The organism is Bradyrhizobium sp. Cp5.3, from assembly GCF_000426265.1.
GTDB classification, from domain to species: Bacteria; Pseudomonadota; Alphaproteobacteria; order Rhizobiales; family Xanthobacteraceae; genus Bradyrhizobium; species Bradyrhizobium neotropicale.
In genome coordinates this window covers 59322-76377 of record NZ_AUFA01000005.1, presented here as the reverse complement: position 1 = coordinate 76377, position 17056 = coordinate 59322, and the positions used below count along the sequence as shown (strand labels likewise).

Annotated in this window: 16 protein-coding genes; 5 read left to right on the top strand and 11 right to left on the bottom strand. The window is 65.3% G+C overall.

Annotated elements, in window-relative coordinates; translation table 11 throughout:
• Positions 1–79 precede the first annotated feature (79 nt).
• The 4 genes from fabF (at position 80) to gmk (ending at position 4411) form a co-directional block, all read left to right on the top strand.
• On the top strand, positions 80–1345 hold the full coding sequence (gene fabF / locus K289_RS0110340; RefSeq protein WP_027551441.1) for a beta-ketoacyl-ACP synthase II: 1266 nt from the start codon (positions 80–82) through the stop codon (positions 1343–1345).
• Positions 1346–1472: 127 nt separating this feature from the next.
• Positions 1473–2747, top strand: a complete 1275-nt coding sequence (mltG, locus tag K289_RS0110335; RefSeq protein WP_027551440.1) for an endolytic transglycosylase MltG — start codon at positions 1473–1475, stop codon at positions 2745–2747.
• A 113-nt stretch (positions 2748–2860) separates the two neighbouring features.
• Complete coding sequence (locus K289_RS0110330) at positions 2861–3748, top strand: YicC/YloC family endoribonuclease (RefSeq protein WP_027551439.1); 888 nt, start codon at positions 2861–2863, stop codon at positions 3746–3748.
• A gap of 3 nt (positions 3749–3751) precedes the next feature.
• Positions 3752–4411, top strand: a complete 660-nt coding sequence (gmk, locus tag K289_RS0110325; RefSeq protein ID WP_027551438.1) for a guanylate kinase — start codon at positions 3752–3754, stop codon at positions 4409–4411.
• Here gmk and K289_RS0110320 read toward each other — a convergent pair.
• Both K289_RS0110320 and arsC read right to left on the bottom strand, forming a co-directional pair.
• On the bottom strand, positions 4344–5696 hold the full coding sequence (locus K289_RS0110320) for a hypothetical protein (protein ID WP_027551437.1): 1353 nt from the start codon (positions 5694–5696) through the stop codon (positions 4344–4346). The genes gmk and K289_RS0110320 overlap by 68 nt on opposite strands.
• A gap of 246 nt (positions 5697–5942) precedes the next feature.
• Entirely contained in the window at positions 5943–6344 is a 402-nt protein-coding gene (gene arsC / locus K289_RS0110315) for an arsenate reductase (glutaredoxin) (protein WP_027551436.1), read from the bottom strand.
• Between the two features lie 249 nt (positions 6345–6593).
• On the opposite strand from arsC, the gene K289_RS0110310 reads away from it, so the two are divergent.
• Positions 6594–6857 carry a hypothetical protein gene (locus K289_RS0110310; protein ID WP_156917905.1) on the top strand — a complete coding sequence of 88 codons (264 nt, stop codon included), beginning with the start codon at positions 6594–6596 and terminating at the stop codon, positions 6855–6857.
• Here the strand turns inward: K289_RS0110310 and K289_RS0110305 are convergent.
• From K289_RS0110305 to lptF, 9 genes are all read right to left on the bottom strand, one after another.
• Positions 6854–7576, bottom strand: coding sequence for a Crp/Fnr family transcriptional regulator (locus tag K289_RS0110305; protein ID WP_027551434.1), 723 nt, complete (start codon positions 7574–7576; stop codon positions 6854–6856). The two genes, K289_RS0110310 and K289_RS0110305, sit on opposite strands and share 4 nt — an antisense overlap.
• Positions 7577–7818: 242 nt before the next feature.
• On the bottom strand, positions 7819–8190 hold the full coding sequence (locus K289_RS53050) for a hypothetical protein (RefSeq protein WP_371260802.1): 372 nt from the start codon (positions 8188–8190) through the stop codon (positions 7819–7821).
• A 13-nt stretch (positions 8191–8203) separates the two neighbouring features.
• Entirely contained in the window at positions 8204–9262 is a 1059-nt protein-coding gene (locus K289_RS0110295) for an alcohol dehydrogenase (RefSeq protein ID WP_027551432.1), read from the bottom strand.
• A gap of 25 nt (positions 9263–9287) precedes the next feature.
• Positions 9288–10142 carry a 16S rRNA (adenine(1518)-N(6)/adenine(1519)-N(6))-dimethyltransferase RsmA gene (gene rsmA, locus K289_RS0110290; RefSeq protein WP_027551431.1) on the bottom strand — a complete coding sequence of 285 codons (855 nt, stop codon included), beginning with the start codon at positions 10140–10142 and terminating at the stop codon, positions 9288–9290.
• The gene (pdxA, locus tag K289_RS0110285) at positions 10142–11167 is read right to left on the bottom strand and encodes a 4-hydroxythreonine-4-phosphate dehydrogenase PdxA (RefSeq protein WP_027551430.1); all 1026 of its coding nucleotides are present in this window, start codon (positions 11165–11167) and stop codon (positions 10142–10144) included. The genes rsmA and pdxA overlap by 1 nt, the downstream gene beginning before the upstream one ends.
• Entirely contained in the window at positions 11167–12117 is a 951-nt protein-coding gene (locus tag K289_RS0110280) for a SurA N-terminal domain-containing protein (RefSeq protein ID WP_156917904.1), read from the bottom strand. The genes pdxA and K289_RS0110280 overlap by 1 nt, the downstream gene beginning before the upstream one ends.
• A 60-nt stretch (positions 12118–12177) precedes the next feature.
• On the bottom strand, positions 12178–14670 hold the full coding sequence (locus K289_RS0110275) for an LPS-assembly protein LptD (RefSeq protein WP_027551428.1): 2493 nt from the start codon (positions 14668–14670) through the stop codon (positions 12178–12180).
• Positions 14670–15767, bottom strand: a complete 1098-nt coding sequence (gene lptG, locus K289_RS0110270) for an LPS export ABC transporter permease LptG (protein WP_027551427.1) — start codon at positions 15765–15767, stop codon at positions 14670–14672. The genes K289_RS0110275 and lptG overlap by 1 nt, the downstream gene beginning before the upstream one ends.
• Complete coding sequence (lptF, locus tag K289_RS0110265; RefSeq protein ID WP_027551426.1) at positions 15764–16933, bottom strand: LPS export ABC transporter permease LptF; 1170 nt, start codon at positions 16931–16933, stop codon at positions 15764–15766. The genes lptG and lptF overlap by 4 nt, the downstream gene beginning before the upstream one ends.
• Positions 16934–17056: the final 123 nt, after the last annotated feature.

Below are 17056 nucleotides of genomic sequence, written 5' to 3'. Positions count from 1 at the left end.
AAACCGGACGGGCCGCTCACCGGCGGTCAGCCGGTTTCTTGTTATCGGCCGTGAATCTTTCGAAGCGGAGATTTGCGATATGAGGCGGGTTGTCGTCACGGGCCTCGGCATGGTTACGCCACTCGGCTGTGGCGTCGAGCCGACCTGGAAGCGGATCCTCAACGGCGAGAGCGGTGCGCGCCGGATCGAGAGCTTCGACGTCTCGGATCTCCAGACCAAGATCGCCTGCGTCGTGCCGCGCGGCGACGGCTCCAATGGCAGCTTCAATGCCGACCAGTGGATGGAGCCGAAGGACCAGCGCAAGGTCGACGATTTCATCATCTTCGGCATGGGGGCCGCCAAGCAGGCGCTCGACGACGCCAATTGGCATCCGGAGTCCGAAGAGGACAAGTGCGCGACCGGCACCATGATCGGGTCCGGCATCGGCGGCCTCAACGGCATCGCCGACACTGCCATTCTCCTGAAGGAGCGCGGGCCACGCCGGGTGTCGCCTTTCTTCATTCCGGGCCGCCTGATCAATCTCGCCTCCGGCTATGTCTCGATCGAGCATGGGCTGAAGGGGCCGAACCACTCCGTGGTCACAGCCTGCTCGACCGGCGCGCACGCGATTGGCGATGCCGCCCGTCTGATCGCGCTAGGCGATGCCGACGTGATGGTTGCGGGCGGTGCCGAATCGCCCATCAGCCGCATCGGCATTGCCGGCTTCAACGCCGCACGCGCGCTCTCGACCGGCTTCAACGACACGCCCGAGAAGGCCTCGCGTCCCTATGACAAGGACCGCGACGGCTTCGTCATGGGCGAAGGCGCCGGCGTGGTGGTCCTGGAAGAGCTCGAGCACGCCAGACGCCGCGGCGTCAGGATCTATGCCGAGGTGATCGGCTACGGCCTGTCTGGCGATGCCTATCACATCACGTCGCCGTCACCCGATGGCGATGGCGGTTTCCGCAGCATGTCGGCGGCGCTCAAGCGCGCCGGCCTGTCGCCGTCCGATCTTGATTACATCAACGCGCACGGCACCTCGACGCCGCTCGGCGACGAGATCGAGCTCGGCGCTGTGGAGCGGCTGCTCGGCAATGCCGCCTCAGAGGTCGCGATGTCCTCGACCAAATCGTCGACTGGCCATCTTCTCGGCGCGGCCGGCGCGATCGAGGCGATCTTCGCCATTCTTGCGATTCGCGATAATGTCGTGCCGCCGACCATCAATCTGGACAATCCGTCGGTCCAGACCGCGATCGATCTCGTGCCGCATACTGCTAAGAAGCGCGAGATCAACGTCGCGTTGTCGAATTCTTTCGGTTTCGGCGGTACCAACGCGTCGGTGATCCTCCGGCGCTTGGCCCAATAAAGCTTGCGTTTGAGACGAATCCACCGTTTTGCCTTATTCGGCGATAGTCATACTCGTGGGCGTGTGCATTTGGCAGGGCAAGCGATTGTCAGGCCGCGATTGAACCGGCAGGATTCAGGTTGCTTCGATGAGTGAAAGGCCGCCCATTTCGCCCAGGAGTCCGCGGGCCGCGCTGGAGCCCGAGCAGGTGCCGCCGCCGCCGAAGCGATCGGACCGTGCGCGCAATCCCTTGGTCGTGGTCGGCAACGCCATCATCACGCTCCTGCTGATCAGCATGCTCGGCGCCGGCGCCGTCTATTATTACGGCCGCCAGGTGCTTGAGGCGGCCGGGCCGCTCAAGGAAGACAAGATCGTCAACATCCCACAGCGCGCGGGCAAGCGTGACATCGCCGAGACCCTGAACAAGGAAGGCGTGACCGACGTCAATCCGTGGGTGTTCATCGCCAGCGTCGCTGCGTTGAAGGCGAGCTCGGATCTGAAGCCGGGCGAATATTCGTTCCAGAAGAATGCGAGCCTGCGCGACGTCATCGCCACCATCGTCGAGGGCAAGGTGGTGCAGCATGCCGTCACGATACCGGAAGGCCTGACCTCCGAGCAGATCGTGGCCCGGCTCTCCGACAATGACATCTTCACCGGCAGCGTGCGCGAGCTGCCGCGCGAAGGCACGCTGTTGCCGGAGACCTACAAGTTCCCGCGCGGGACCACGCGCGAGCAGGTGATCCAGCGCATGCAGCAGGCGCACAAGCGCGTGCTCGCCGAGATCTGGGAACGCCGCAGCCAGGACCTCCCGGTCAAGTCGCCGGAACAGCTCGTGACGCTCGCCTCGATCGTGGAGAAGGAGACCGGCAAGCCGGACGAGCGCAGCCGCGTCGCCGCCGTGTTCGTCAACCGGCTGAAGCAGAAGATCAAGCTGCAGTCCGATCCGACGATCATCTACGGCCTCGTCGGCGGCAAGGGCACGCTCGGCCGCCCGATCAAGCGCAGCGAGATCACCCAGCCCTCGCCCTACAACACCTATGTGATCGAAGGCCTGCCGCCGGGGCCGATCTCCAATCCCGGCCGCGCCTCGCTCGAGGCCGCCGCCAATCCGGCCCGCACCCGCGACCTCTATTTCGTCGCTGACGGCACCGGCGGGCACGCCTTCACCGAGACCTACGACGCGCATCAGAAAAACGTCGCCAAGCTGCGCGCGATGGAGAAGCAGATCCAGAACGACACGGTCGAGCCGGCCGACGATGCGCCGGCGCCTGCGGCCGGAGCGCCCGCCGCCGCCGACACACCGACCGCGACCACGCCGCCCAAGCCGACCCAGCAGAAAAAGCCGCCGGCGCGGCCCGCAAATCCGGCGCCGGCCCGGCAGGGCTCGGTGTGGCCGGCCTCGCCGCCGGTGGTCCAGCGCTAGGATCGCTGGCCTGCCTTACGGACTTTGCGGATTCCACTTTCCTGCAAAATAGTCTTAAGATTCGCGTGCCTTGATGGCCTCGCGAATCCTACCTGTCCGGAGAAACCCACCTAATGGCGCTGTCGTCCATGACCGGCTTTGCCCGAAGCCACGGCGCGAGCGGGCCGTATACGTTCGAATGGGAATTGAAGTCGGTCAACGCCAAGGGGTTCGACCTGCGCGTGCGGCTGCCGCAGGGGTTCGACGAGCTCGAGGCCCATGCCAAGAAGCGCGCGAGCGAGGTGCTGTCGCGCGGCACCGTCTACGCCAATCTGAACGTCAAGCGCACCAATGCCGAAGCTTCCGTTCGCATCAATGAGGACGTGCTCTCCGCCGTGCTGAAGGCCGCCTCCCAGATCGCCGGCAAGGTCGACGCGGTGGCGCCGAGCATCGACGGCCTGCTCGCCATCAAGGGCGTGATCGAGGTTGCCGAGCCCGAGGGAGACGAGGAGGAGGACAAGGCGGCGCGCATCGCTGTTGCCGAGGCCTTCGACAAGGCGCTCGCCGACCTCGTCGAGATGCGCAAGCGCGAGGGTACTTCGCTCGGGCAGATCCTGACCCAGCGTGTCGACGAGATCGAGGCGCTGGCGAAGCAGGCGGAGGCCGCACCCGGCCGTAAGCCGGAGGCGATCAAGGCCAAGCTCGCCGAGCAGATCGCCGCTCTGCTCGACACCTCCGATCGTTTCGATTCCGACCGCCTGATGCAGGAAGCGATCCTGATCGCGACCAAGGCCGACATCCGCGAGGAGCTCGACCGCATCGCCTCCCACGTCGCCCAGGCGCGCGAGCTGATCGGCAAGGGCGGTCCGATCGGACGCAAGCTGGATTTCCTGGCGCAGGAGTTTCACCGTGAGGTCAACACCTGCTGCTCGAAGTCGAACGACATCGAGCTGACCAATACGGGACTCGCCATGAAGAACGTGGTCGAGCAGTTCCGCGAGCAGGTCCAGAATCTGGAGTGATCGATGACGACGGGCGGTCACGGAACTGACGGTGTCGAGCGGCGCGGGTTGATGTTCGTGCTGTCCTCGCCATCGGGCGCGGGCAAGACGACGCTGTCGCGTCTGCTGATCGAGCGGATGCCCGGGCTGAGAATGTCGGTCTCCGCGACCACGCGGGCGATGCGGCCCGGCGAGGTCGACGGCCGCGACTATCTGTTCGTCGACAAGCCGCGCTTCGAGGCGATGGTGAAGGGCGACGAGCTCCTGGAATGGGCGACCGTGTTCGACAACCGCTACGGCACGCCGCGCGGCCCGGTCGAGGCGGCGCTGTCGGCGGGCCAGGACGTGCTGTTCGACATTGACTGGCAGGGCACACAGCAGCTGCGCGAAAAGGCGCGCGCCGACGTCGTCAGCGTCTTCATCCTGCCGCCGTCAGCCGCCGATCTCGAGAAACGGCTGCACTCGCGCGCGCAGGACTCCGACGAGGTCATCCGCAAGCGGATGAGCCGCGCCAGTCACGAAATGAGCCACTGGGCCGAGTACGACTACATCGTCATCAACCACGACGTCGATGCGGCCTTCGCCGAGGTGCAGTCGATCCTGAAGGCCGAGCGCCTCAAGCGCGAGCGGCGCGTTGGCCTCGTCGGCTTTGTGCGAAGTCTGCAAGGCCAGCTTCAGGGCTAGCCGGCGTCAGCCGCGGGCCTTCCTTCGCCAGGCGTTCGAGCATCTGGGTGATGACGTCGATGTCGACCGTGTCGGCGTCGGCTGACTCTTCGACCTGTTCGAGGTGGGCTTCCTCGACCTGGGTCCCCTCGAAGCGATCCTCATCGAATTGATGCTCGTCGACTTGATGCTCGTCGATTTGGACTTTTTCGATATGGGCGTCGATTGCGGCGAGCTGCAATGCGTGCACCTCGGCCTCCAAGGCCGCGAACTCGCTACCCTCATGGGTGTCCTCCACGGCGCTCTCGTTCGCCTGGGACGCGTTGCGATTGTCGACGATCGTAATGGGTCTTGTGGCCAAGGATTTTGTCGCCGTGGGTTTTGTGGCCAAGGGTTTTGGGACCAGGGGACGCACGAGGTCGAAATCGACCGGGTGGGGCCGTTGCAGGCGTGATGGGGCGGTCGCCACTGCGTCGAGCCAGGGCGCACGGTCCTGGTCCTGTTGCTCCCAATTGTCCCAATTCACGCGGCGGGAGCCGTCAGCTGCCTGGACGCGGACACGGGAGCGGGAGCCGGCGAAGCGATAGATCACGCTGCCGATAACGCCCGCGAGCGCAAGCGCGCCGCCGATGACGAGCAGGAGCGTCTGGAACGAGCCGGTCGGCTTGGCGGGGGCTTCCGCCGTGGCCGGCGTCACCGGCGCAGGCGATTGCGGGGCAGGGGATTGTCCGGGATCTGCGCTCGGCTGCGCATCGGCCGTGACCGGTTCGGCCGCCGGCTGCGGCGCGGGCGCTGCGGCCATCATTGAGGTGTCGGGCCAGCGTGTAGTGACCGCCGCCTGCTGCTGGGCATTATTCCCATCGGCGGAGGCGGCGGGGGGCTGCCGCGGTGCTGGCGGCGCGATCGCTGCAGCCGGCGCGGGCGCAGCCACATTCGGCGCGGCCGATGCGGTTCCCCTCTGCTGCGCCACATATTCAGCGCGCGCGTCTTGGACCGAGTGCGGCGCGGCTGGTTCCGCATCCGCCGTGCTGGTCGCGGTCTGCGCGTTCGGTGCGGTCGACGTCTGCGCCGCCTTGTCGCCTTCGGCACGCGTGTACCAGCACTTCCGCTTGCTGGCGCGATCGAGACGATAGTACCAGTGCTGTCCCTGCGGCGCGGTGGCCTTGGGCGAGGCGAGACAGTCGTCGGACGTGGTCGCAGCAGCGGCCGGTGTGTTCGGCGCACTCTGCGACACGGCGGCCAATGGTGCGCCGGCAATGATGCTGGCGACGAGTGTGGATACGAATCTCGCGGATCGGTTGCCCATCCTGGTCTCCCGGTTACGCACGCAACTTGTTACCTGCGCTTTCTCGTCAAAGAGTTGGGTGGCAATGAGCCGCAAATCCGGAGAGGATGAGGCTTAAATCGGGCCTGCGCCGCGCTCGTTTCGCCGCGAAATCGCACGATTTTCGGCCGCAATTACCGCACGGTTCAACGCTCTCGCGACCGGAACGGCCCGAGCTTTGCCGCTTCGTTCAGGCCATGAGAGATCAAAAGGCGCAGTCTGGCGCTATCAGCGCGGTTCGATCACTTCGCCGTCTTCCTTGACGAAGCGGCCGACCGAGTTGTCCAGGAGGTCAATCACGGCTTCGGAGGGGCGGCATAGGCGGACACCTTTCGACGTCGCCACGATGGGGCGATTGATGAGAATGGGATGCGCCAGCATGAAATCGAGCAGTTCGTCGTCGCTCCATCTGGGATCGCCGAGGCCCAGTTCCTTGTATGGCGTACCCTTCTCGCGCAGCAGGGCCCGGACGGGAATCCCCATCGCCGCGACAAGCTCCTTGAGCCTCTCGCGCGACGGCGGCGTCTTGAGATATTCGATGACGGCGGGCTCGACGCCGCTTTGCCGGATCATGGCGAGCGTGTTGCGCGAGGTGCCGCAATCCGGATTGTGGTAGATCGTGACGGTCATCGTGATGTCTCCGCGATTGCGACAGGCCTGCGCGTCGGGTTGCGCCCGAGCAGCCGATTCATCAACAGCATGCCGACAATTGCACCGCAAAGCTCGGCGAGGGAAGGGCGACTCGGTGGGCGGCGAGTCGAGATAGACGTAAAGAGCCGCGATCTTGCCGTCGCGCGCGATGATGAAGTCCACACCGGTGTACGCGGGCGCTTCGCCTTTTGGCCCCTCGACGCGTCGAAAGCCGGGAGAATAGGAACCGTGACGGCAACTGCCGAATTCCAAGGCATGCCACGGTTTTATTTCGACTACCATGACTGCAACGAGGTCATCATCGACGACGTGGGTTACGATCTCTCCGATCGCCTCGCTGTGCGGCGGCTGGCGCTGGAATCGCTTGGCCAGGCCATCCTGGACGGCGCATCCCGCAATGTCCTAGGGCAGCTTGCAATCGAGGTGAGGGACGCGGCGGGCCCGGTGCTGCGCGTGTCGGCAACAATCGAGATGGAGGAGCCCCGACGCTAGCCGTCGGCCGCCGCCGTGCGGCCCAGCACTTCGCCGAAGTGTCGCTTGACCCAGCGATTGCAGGAGCAGGCGCTGGCTTGAAGCGCGAGCGCGTCGAGGACCAGGATGGCGCCGCGGCGGGTGGCGAGGATGCGCTTGGCCTTGAACATCTGGATGACGCGGCTGGCATAGCTGCGGGAGACGCCGAGCATGCCAGCCAGTTGCTCATGCGTGAGGGGAACCTCGTCGCCCCCGATGCTCTCCTGCGCGGCGATGATCCATTTTGCCGCACGCTCTTCGATGGAGTGCGCGGCGTTGCAGGCCGCTGTCTGCAGCAGCTGCGCGAACTGGCACGCCGCATACCGCGCGAACAGTTCCTGCAGGCTCGCCGATTTCTGCTGAGCCTGCTCGAGCGCGCGGACCGGCAGGCGGACGAGCGTGCCGCCGACCTTCACGACCACGCGGGAATAGGCCAGCGCAGGGCCGCGCCCGGTGGTGGGCACGGCGATCGCACCTTCGCGGCCGACCAGCAGGCTCTCGACCTCGCGATCGTCCTCGACCGGCACCGCGAACGACACGAGCGTGGGACCGCAGGGGAAATGGACCACCGCGACGCTGTCGCCGGAATGATGGAGGATGTGGTTCGCCTCATACTCCACGGGCTGGAGGTGAGGGGCGAGCAGCTCGAAGTCCTGTTGGCTGATCTCGCTGAGGAGATCGTTCTGTGGCCGACCGGTCACGTTTCTTGTCTGTCTCTGGCGGGCCGGGAATCGGCTGCAGTTCGAATCCTACGTTTCCGCAGCGCAACTGACGGTCCGAAAGTGCACATAACGGCTTATGGGGAATCGAAAAGTTGCCGATTATCGCCTGCGGCGTCCACGTTGTTGCGCCTTGATCACGCCTCGAACTCTGTTCGCATCCGGAGAACTACGGAATTTCGAGACGGGGCTTTGGGGCGATGTCAGATCCGGGGCACGTGCCGTTATCTGGAACGCGCTTCGCGTTCGACTGCGACCCGAGTTCGCGCGACATGCTCGCGGTAGGCGGCGATGGCCTTGTTGCCCAGCATCAACTGCCGGCGCTCGCCGTTCCTGAGCTGCGCCTCAATGGCGTCGAGGATAATGTTGGCGGACGCGTCGGGTTCGCCGAGCTCTCCGCTTCTCTCCAGAAAGCTCCAGGCGATAAAGAATGCGCTTTCGACGACGCAGCGAATGGACATGCTGTGCCAACGCCGTTCGGGCTGTCGCCGTTCCGCGCGCGCCGCTGGCCTGAACGATTCTGCGTCTTCGCGCGTTGACCTGAGCGACGTGCCGACCGGGCCGAACAAGACGTATGCGGCGACGTGTTCCGTCACGCCGCCGCGCGCTTCAGTTCTTCAGCACGATCCGGCCGACCACCTTGCCGGCGCGCAGTTCGTCGATCCATTTCTGGACGTCGGCCATCGGCTCCTCGCGCATCGGCGTCGGCTTGATCTTGCCGGCGCGGGCGAGCGCCATCAGCTCATGGGCTTCCGCGAGCGTGCCGACCATGAAGCCTTCGATGGTCATGCGCTTGTAGACCCACTGCACCATCGGCAGCGTGAACTGGCCGCCCATCAGCCCGGACACCACGATCTTGCCGCCGCGCGCGGCGACCGCGACCGCGAACGCCATCGACTTCTCGTTGCCGGCGAAGTCGACGATCTCGTCGAAGCCGCCCTCGGTCTCCTTCAGGATGCGCTTGATGACATCAGGCTCGGCCGGATCATAGGCGACCGCCGCGCCGTTGTTCAGCGCGGTCTCGCGCGCCGCGGGGCTGAGATCGGCAACCGTGATAGGTTGCTTGAACATGGCCTGCGCGAACGACAGGCCCATCATGCCGACGCCGCCGAGACCGATCAGCAGGAGGTTGCGCTGGCGCGGACGATCGACCAGGCGCTTGAGCGCGCCGTAGGCGGTCACGCCCGAGCACATCAGCGTCGCGGCCTGGTTGACGGGCAGGGGATCGTAGTCGAGCAGGTATTTTGCGTCGGGTACCAGCACGTGAGTAGCAAAGCCGCCGTCGATGGAGACGCCGAGGAAGCGCTGCTTGACACAGAGGTTCTCGTCGCCGTTGGCGCAGTCGCGGCACTGGCCGCAGCCGATCCACGGAAACACCGCCTTTTTGGCGCCGACGAGGCCGGCCGGCACGTCGCCTCCGACTTCCTCGACGACGCCTGCGATCTCATGGCCCAGCGTAAAGGGCAGCGTCATGCCGCGCGTTGTGTCGAGCCTCTTGCCGCCGCCGAGATCGGCATAGCCGTCCTGGATGTGCAGATCGGAATGACAGAGGCCGCAGCGCTCGATGCGCACCAGCACCTCGCGGCCCTGCGGCTTGGGCGTGTCGATGATGGTCTCGCACAGCGGCGCATCGAACTTGACCAGGGACTGCCGACGCATCAGCGCCATATTCCTTCCTCCGAAATTTTGATTGTCAGCCGTTGCTGCGTATATCGGCCAATTCACGGGCCATGGCAACAAAACCGGAAATCGGAATGGTCTCCGCGCGCCGCGTCGCATCGACGCCGGCAGCCGTAGCGAGCCGCGCTGGATCGGCTTGAAGCGATTTCAGGCTCTGGCGCAGCATCTTGCGGCGCTGGCCGAAGGCCGCGGCCGCGACCTGTTCAAGCAGCCGGCGGTCGCAAGGCAAAGGATCCGGACGCGGCACGAGGCGCACCACGGAGGACGTCACCTTCGGCGGTGGCACGAACGCCGCGGGCGAGATGTCGAACAGGATCTTCGTTTCCGCACGCCAGTTGGCGAGCACGCCGAGGCGGCCATAGGCGTCCTCGTTCTCGCGCGCCACGATGCGCTCGCCGACTTCGCGCTGGAACATCAGCACCATCATCTCGTACCAGGGCGGCCACGGCTCGATCGTGAGCCAGTTGATCAGGAGCTGGGTCGCGATGTTGTAGGGCAGGTTGGCGACGATCTTGGCCCTGGCGCCTGCGAGCAACGGCCGCGGGTCGAAGGTCATGGCGTCGCCATGCACGATCTCGAGGCGACCGGGATAGCGCGCGGAAATATCCTGCAAGGCCGGGATAGCGCGCTCGTCATGCTCGATGGCGATGACGCGGGCGGCGCCGAGCGCGAGCAGGGCGCGCGTCAGCCCGCCGGGGCCGGGGCCGATCTCGACGATGGTGGCCGCTTCGAGCGGCGCGGCCGCGCGCGCGATGCGCGCGGTCAGATTGAGGTCGAGGAGGAAGTTCTGGCCGAGCGATTTGCGGGCCGACAGGGCGTGCTGGCGAATGACCTCGCGAAGCGGCGGGAGGTCGTCGATCGCACTCATCAGGTTGTCGCCGCCGCCATGCGGCTCGCCAGTTGAAGCGCGGCGATCAGGCTCGCCGGATTGGCCTTGCCGGTGCCGGCGATGTCGAACGCGGTGCCGTGATCCGGCGAGGTGCGAATGAAGGGCAGGCCGAGCGTGACGTTGACCGCGTCGTCGAAGGCGATCGTCTTGATCGGGATCAGCGCCTGGTCGTGGTACATGCAGACCGCGCAGTCATAGGTGCTGCGCGCGGCGTCGTGGAACATGGTGTCGGCGGGCAGCGGGCCCTTGGCCTCGATGCCGTCATTGCGCAGCACCTTGATGGCCGGCGTGATGACGGTCTGCTCCTCATGGCCGATGGAGCCGTCCTCGCCGGCATGCGGATTGAGGCCAGAGACGGCGATGCGCGGGCGCGCGATGCCGAAGCGGGATTTCAGTTCAGCGGCGACGATGCGCACCGTCGAGACGATCAGCTCGCTCGTGAGCTCTGCGAGCGCGTCGCGCAGCGAGACATGGATCGTCACCGGCACCACGGCGAGGCGCGGCGACCACAGCATCATCACCGGCTGCGGCACGCGGCCGTTCTGCGCGGCAAGCTCGGCGAGGAATTCAGTGTGGCCGGGATGGCGGAAGCCCGCGCGATAGAGCACGCTCTTGGCGATCGGATTGGTAACGACGGCGCCGGCGCGGCCTTCGCGCACGTCGGTGACGGCCTGGCGGATCGAGGCCAGCGCCGCCGGTGCACTGGAGTCATCGGGATTGCCGGGTGCGGCCGTCGCGGTCTCGCCAGTCGCAACCACGGGCAGGGCGTCGGCGAAGGCCGCATTGGCCTCGCTGGCGCGCACCGAAGCGATCCTGACGTCGGCGCCGAGCGCCTTGGCGCGCCGCGCAACCAGCGCCTCGTCGCCGAGCAGGTAGAATGCCGGCAGGTTCAGTTCACGGCGCTTCAGCCAGGCTGCGATCGTGATGTCGGGGCCGATGCCGGCGGGTTCCCCCAGGGTCAGGGCGAGAGGCTTTGCGGAAGGCTCTTCGAAAGGCTTGGCCATCAGCGATTGCGATATTCGATCATCGCCGCCTTGCGGATCTCGTCGAGATACGCCTTCGAGGTCTTCTCGTATTTCTCGGCGTACATCTTCTCGCGGATCTCGCGCTTCTTCGGCGTGTCGATCGTGGTCGGCTTGCGGGAGCAGAGCACGACCATCTCGATGCCCTGCTTGGTCATCTCCGGCGGGGTCAGGTGGCCGATCGGGGTGTCGTCGAGCACTTTGCGCAGCGCTTCGGGCAGGTCCGCGGTCGTCTTCGTGACGCTCTCCCGGATCGCGGCGTTCGGCGTCGAGCGGAACAGCGAATTGGCCTCCTCGCAGCTTCCGACGCGGCTGCGATAGGTCTCGGCCTCCTTGTGGCGCTGCTCGATGAAGGCCTGGGACGATCCGCGCGGCACGATCAGGACGATCGGCTGCATCTTGTATTCGGTGCCCTCGACCTGGAGCTTCTCGCCCCCCTCGGATTTCACCTTCTCCGCGACGTCCCTTTCACCAACCTGCAGGCGCTCCTTGTAGCGCCCGCGCACAAGACTGGTCCAAACCATCTCGGCCTTCATGCGGCTCTTCAGCGTCTCCGGCCGGACGCCCTTGACCTCGAGCGATTTGGTGAGCTGGTCCGGAGAGACGCGCATGCGCTGGGCCATGCCGGCGTAGGACTGGTCGATGTCGGCAGCGGCGGGATCGACGCCGTATTTCTTGCCTTCCTTGATCTTCACCTTGTCTTCGATCAGCTCGTTGATGACGTCCTGCCGGCTCGGGGTCTTCTGCGTCGTCAGCTGGTCGAGCTTGCTGCGCTGCTCGATATCGAAGTCGGTGATGGGGTCGCCATTGACCATCACGACGATGTTCTGCGCCCGCGTCGCCGCCGGCGTGCCAATGAGAATCAGCCCGGCCCCAAGGACAGGAACGAGGAGGCGGAACAGGGACAATGGGGTCATGGTTGTTGCTCGCATGTCAGCCGCGCTGAACCTGCGATCCCCTTGGGAAACGCGGCCGGCACTTCAGACGGTTCATTAATAGCCAGAGAGACCGGAGGTGCTGGTCGTCGACGTCGTCGCCAGCGTGCGCAGGCCGATCTGGAACATGAACGCATGGCTCAGCACGGGCGGCGCCGAGCCCGCGGAGTAGCTATAGGAAGTTACATAGTTCGCCGCCAGCACGAAGCAATCGTCGACATAGCCGGCGCCGACCACATATTGGTTGATCTTGTTGGCTTCGAGGTCCCAGCGCGCAGAACCCGACACCACCCAGTTGGACGCAACCTTCAGAGAGCCGGTGGTCAGGATGCCTTCGCGGCGCGTCAGATAGCCGAGCTCCGGCTGCGGCGCATAGTTGCCGTAGATCATGCTGACCGACCAGCGGTCGAAATTGGCGCGACCCTCGGCCTCGAAGCGCTGGATGTTCCAGGTCTGCTCATCCATGCGGCTGCGGACGCTGAACGTATAGGTCCGGTTCGGGGAGTAGCCGATGCTCGCGACGTAGTCGGAGCGCGGCTTGTCGAGACCGGAATCGAGACCGGTATTGATGGAATCCTGGACCGCGAAGGAGTTCAGGCCGAACAGCTGGTAGGACTGCCCGAACAACGCCTTGACGGCGCCGCCCTGGTCGAACTGCGTGGTGGCCTGCACCCCGACATTGGCGCGGCCGCCGCCCTCGACGCGGTCGTAGCCGGAGAACTTGTCGACGCTGAACAGGTTCGAGGCGTCGAACACCATGCTCTGCGCGTCCTCGTTGGGAAGCTTGCCGGCATAGCTCTCGTTCGGCCGGATGATGATCTGCGCGATCGGCTCGATGGTCGTCGAACCCCAAGGCTGAACGTTGATGAAGGGATAGCGGTACTCGAGGCCAACCGTCGGCATCAGGCGCAACGCCTGGGTGTCGCCGACGGGCAGGAAGTTCGACACGCCCGGCTGGTTGGAAACCGAGGAGTTGATCGCGTCGGCGCGGACGCTGGCGAACGGCGTCCAGATCTCACCGAACGGATCGGTGAAGGACTTGCGCCACTGCGCTTCCGCCGTCAGGCGGGTGTAGGTGCCGGGGAAGCCGCGCAGGAGGCACTGCGACGGCGTGCGCGCCAGCGGATCGGCCGACGCCGTCGTGCACAGGCTGGCGGTGTTGGCGAGCGTCGTGATCGGATCGAACACCGCGGTCTCACGCGACAGGTTCTGGAAGTTGGTCCTGTAGCTGAACTCGCCGCCGAAGACCGGATAGTTGAGCACGTTCGAGTAGTCGATCACCGGATAGACCACCGGCACCTGGCTCTGGTTGCCCGAGTAGCTCAGCCAGTACATCGTGCGTGCGTCGAAGAAGCTGCGGTTGCCGACACCGGTCAGATAGAGCTGCGACAGCGCTTCGGTCGGCAGCAGCAGGAACGAGCCGAGCGGATCGCGGTACTGATAGAGTCGGTAGTCCGAGAAGAAATAGTAGTCGGACATCAGGACGCCTTCCCAGCCCCAGACCCACTTGTCGTTCAGCGCGAACTGACCCTTGGTGTCGATGGCGCCGCGGAACTGGCGGTCACCTGGCTGGCCGGCAAACGCTCCGGGATCGAGCTGGTCGATGCCATAGGCGCGGATCTGGTAGGCGCCATCGATCAGGCGCTGCCGGAATTCGCCCTGAAGCAGCACGCCTTGGCGCGTCATGAAGCGCGGGGTGAAGGTTGCGTCCATATCGGGCGCGATCGCCCAATAATAGGGAGCTTCGACGCCAAAGCCGGTGTTCGACGTGCCGGGAAAATAGCCGGGCATCAGGAAGCCGGACTTGCGCTTCACGGTCGGATCGGGCGTCGAGAAGTACGGCATGTAGGCCATTGGCACGCCGAAGAATTCGAGCTGCGCGTTCTCGAAATACAGCATCTTCTCCTGCTGGTCGTGGATGATGCGCGCACCCTTGACCTGCCACAGCGGCGGCTTCTTCGGATCGTCCTTACACGGCGCGCAGGCCGTGTAGACGCCGTTCTCGAAAACGGTGTAGTTGCCGCTGGAGCGGTCGGCGCGGGTCGCGGCCATGCGGGTCTGGTCGGCGGTGTCCACGCGCAGCGAATCGACGAACCCGTCACGATAGTCGTCGGACAGGTCCATGATCTCGGCATAGGTGATCTTGCCGTCGGCATCCGTCATGCGGATGTTGCCTTCGGCATGCAGCCGCTTGGTCTTCTGGTCGTAGATGACCCTGTCGGCTTCGACGCTGGTGCCGTTGTAGAAGAGCTGGACGTTACCGACCGCGGAGACGCGCGAGTTATTGTAGTCGTAATCGACCTCGGTAGCCTGCACGAGCATCTGATTGTCGTTGGCGACCTTGGGCGGCTTCGGACGGGGCGGCAGCGGATTGTAGGTGAAGCTCTGCGCGCCGGCCGGCGTCACGGCGGCGACGTCGATCAGGCCGGCAAACGATGCGGCGGTAATGAGGGCAAGCAGGACCTTGCGCACGGGCAAGCCGGTCCCGTTCGCCCGCACCGTGGTGCGCCGCGTCAAACAAGACACAGGTCCTCGACGGACGGCAGTCACTAACCGTCCTCCTGATACAGCAAGGCCAAGAAGCCGGTGAGGCCACCCACCACAACGGGCAACCACGCCGCAGCGATCGGATGCATCAACTCAGCCTTGCTCAAGTCTTCAGTTACTTTCGACAGGACGTAGAGCAGAAAGCCCGCGCCCACGCCACTCAAAACCATCTTCTGTACGCCACCCATCCGGAAGAAGCGCAACGACACGGAAGCTGCCAGCATCACCATCGCTGCAAGCAAAAACGGCTGTGCCAGCAGCTTGTGATACTGGAGTCGATATCCGGCTGTCGCGAAGCCTGAGCTCTCGGATGAGCGGATGTAGCTCGGTAGTTGCCAAAAGGACACAGTCTCGGGTGTGGAAAAGCTGTTGCGGACCTGGGCCTCGGTCAGCGTCGTCGGAATCTCCAGCCGCGCCTGGTCGACTGGCGGGGCGTCCAGCGAGAATCGGCGCACGGTCTTGAACAGCCAATGGCCGTCCTCGAGCGTCGCCTCGCGCGCCTCGATCCGCTCCTTGAAATGCCAGTCTGTATCAAACCGGAACAACGTCAGCCCGGTCAGCCGTACGCCCTGCTGCTCGCTGCGTGCCGCGTTGATGATGACCTGGCCGTCATTGGTGACCTGGTTGAGCCAGAAGCCTGAGGCGTCCTGGATGCCGCCGCCCGGTGCCGAGCCGAATAGCTCCGCCTCCATGCGCTTGGAGAGTTCACGCAAGTTCGCCGACATCGGATTGTAGACGGTGGTGGCGATCACCCCGATCAGCAGCGCGCTGCCGAGCGCCGGCGAGATGAACTGCCAGGCGGAGATGCCGGCGGCGCGGGCGACCACGAGCTCGAGCCGGCGGGAGAGGGCGAGATAGCAGGTCATGGCGCCGATCAGCATGCAGAACGGCGTCAGCTTCTCCAGCAGCTGCGGCACGCGGAACAGCGAGGTCTCGGCGACCATGATCGCGGAGGCCGAGGCCAGCCCTGAGGTCTTGCGCACCATCTCGATGTAGTCGACCAGCACGAGCAGCAGGAAGATGCTCGCGAACACGCCGAGCGCCGCGATGACGAAGCGGCCGGCGAAATAGCGCCCGAGCGTGTTGGTGAGCATGCTCATGCGGCGGCCGGACGTCCAAACAGACGCGCGATCCGCGCGTTCGATCTGTTGATGGCTTCGAGCAGAGCGGGCGGCGGCTCGACCACGACGCCGCCGAGGATCATCCACACGCCGCCGCCGATCGCCGCCGCCAGCATCGCGTACTGGATCAGCGCCGCAAACGGCGACTTCACGGCCATGACCGAGCAGGCGAATCCGGCCATGCGCAGGCCGAACACGGCGAGCACCGAGCCGCCGATCGAGAAGTTGCGGCTCTGACGCGTGGTGCGCGGAGCGCCGAGGAAGGCGAAAGTCAGCGCCGCAAAGGCGAACGGGTAGAGCGGCGCCATGATGCGGTCATGCAACTCGGAGCGGAACTGGCCGGGGACGGCCTTGTAGACCGGGTCGTCCTCGGCGGGCGAGAACAGCTCCCAGAGATAACGCTCGCGGATGCCGAGGGTGACGTCGTGGCCCTGGTTGGAGAACTTCGACATGTCGAAGCCGTAGCGGCCGAATGCCACCAGCGCCGGATCGCGCTTGCCGGCCTCGAAGCGCTGGAGATTGCCGTCCTTGAGCACCAGGAACGAACCGTTGTCGTTCTTCACGACCTCGCCATGTTCGGCGACGATCGAGACGCGCTCATTCGGATCGCGGCGGTCGTCGATGAAGATGCCGGCGAGGATGCCGCCGGGCTGGCGTTCGCGGATCCGGATCGTGAGATTCTTGTCGAGCTGGGCGAAGCGGCCGGGCTGGAGGATGTTGGTCAGCACGTCGGCGGTGATCTCGGCGTCCCACTGCTTGATCCGCCGCATGCCGTCGGGGGCGAGATAGGCCGCGATGAAGGCGACCAGCAGCGCCACCACGCAGGTGGCGTAGAAGAACGGATAGAACAGCCGGAACGGCGAGAAGCCGGCGGCATTCATCACGATGATCTCGGAATCGGTCGCGAGCTTGTTCAGCGTGTGCGAGATCGCGATCATCAGCGCGATCGGCGAGATGATCAGGATCAGCGCCGGAATGACGAGGCTGGTGATGCCGAGGAAGGTGAGGATGGTCTGGCCCTGGCTCGTCATCAGGTCGATGCCGCGCAACGCCTGCGTAATCCAGATCACGCCGGTGAGGCTGACCAGGACGAGCGCAAACGACGCCAGCGTCGTGCGGAAAATATACCTATCGATCGACCCCATGCGCTACCGCACGATTCCCACCAAGGCCCCACTGCAGGTCCCGGAACCTGGCCGCCCGACCCATCCCCGCAAGGGGATCCCCAGGGTCGCGCCGCCACTTCTTCCGCCGCCTAATCTCTCACT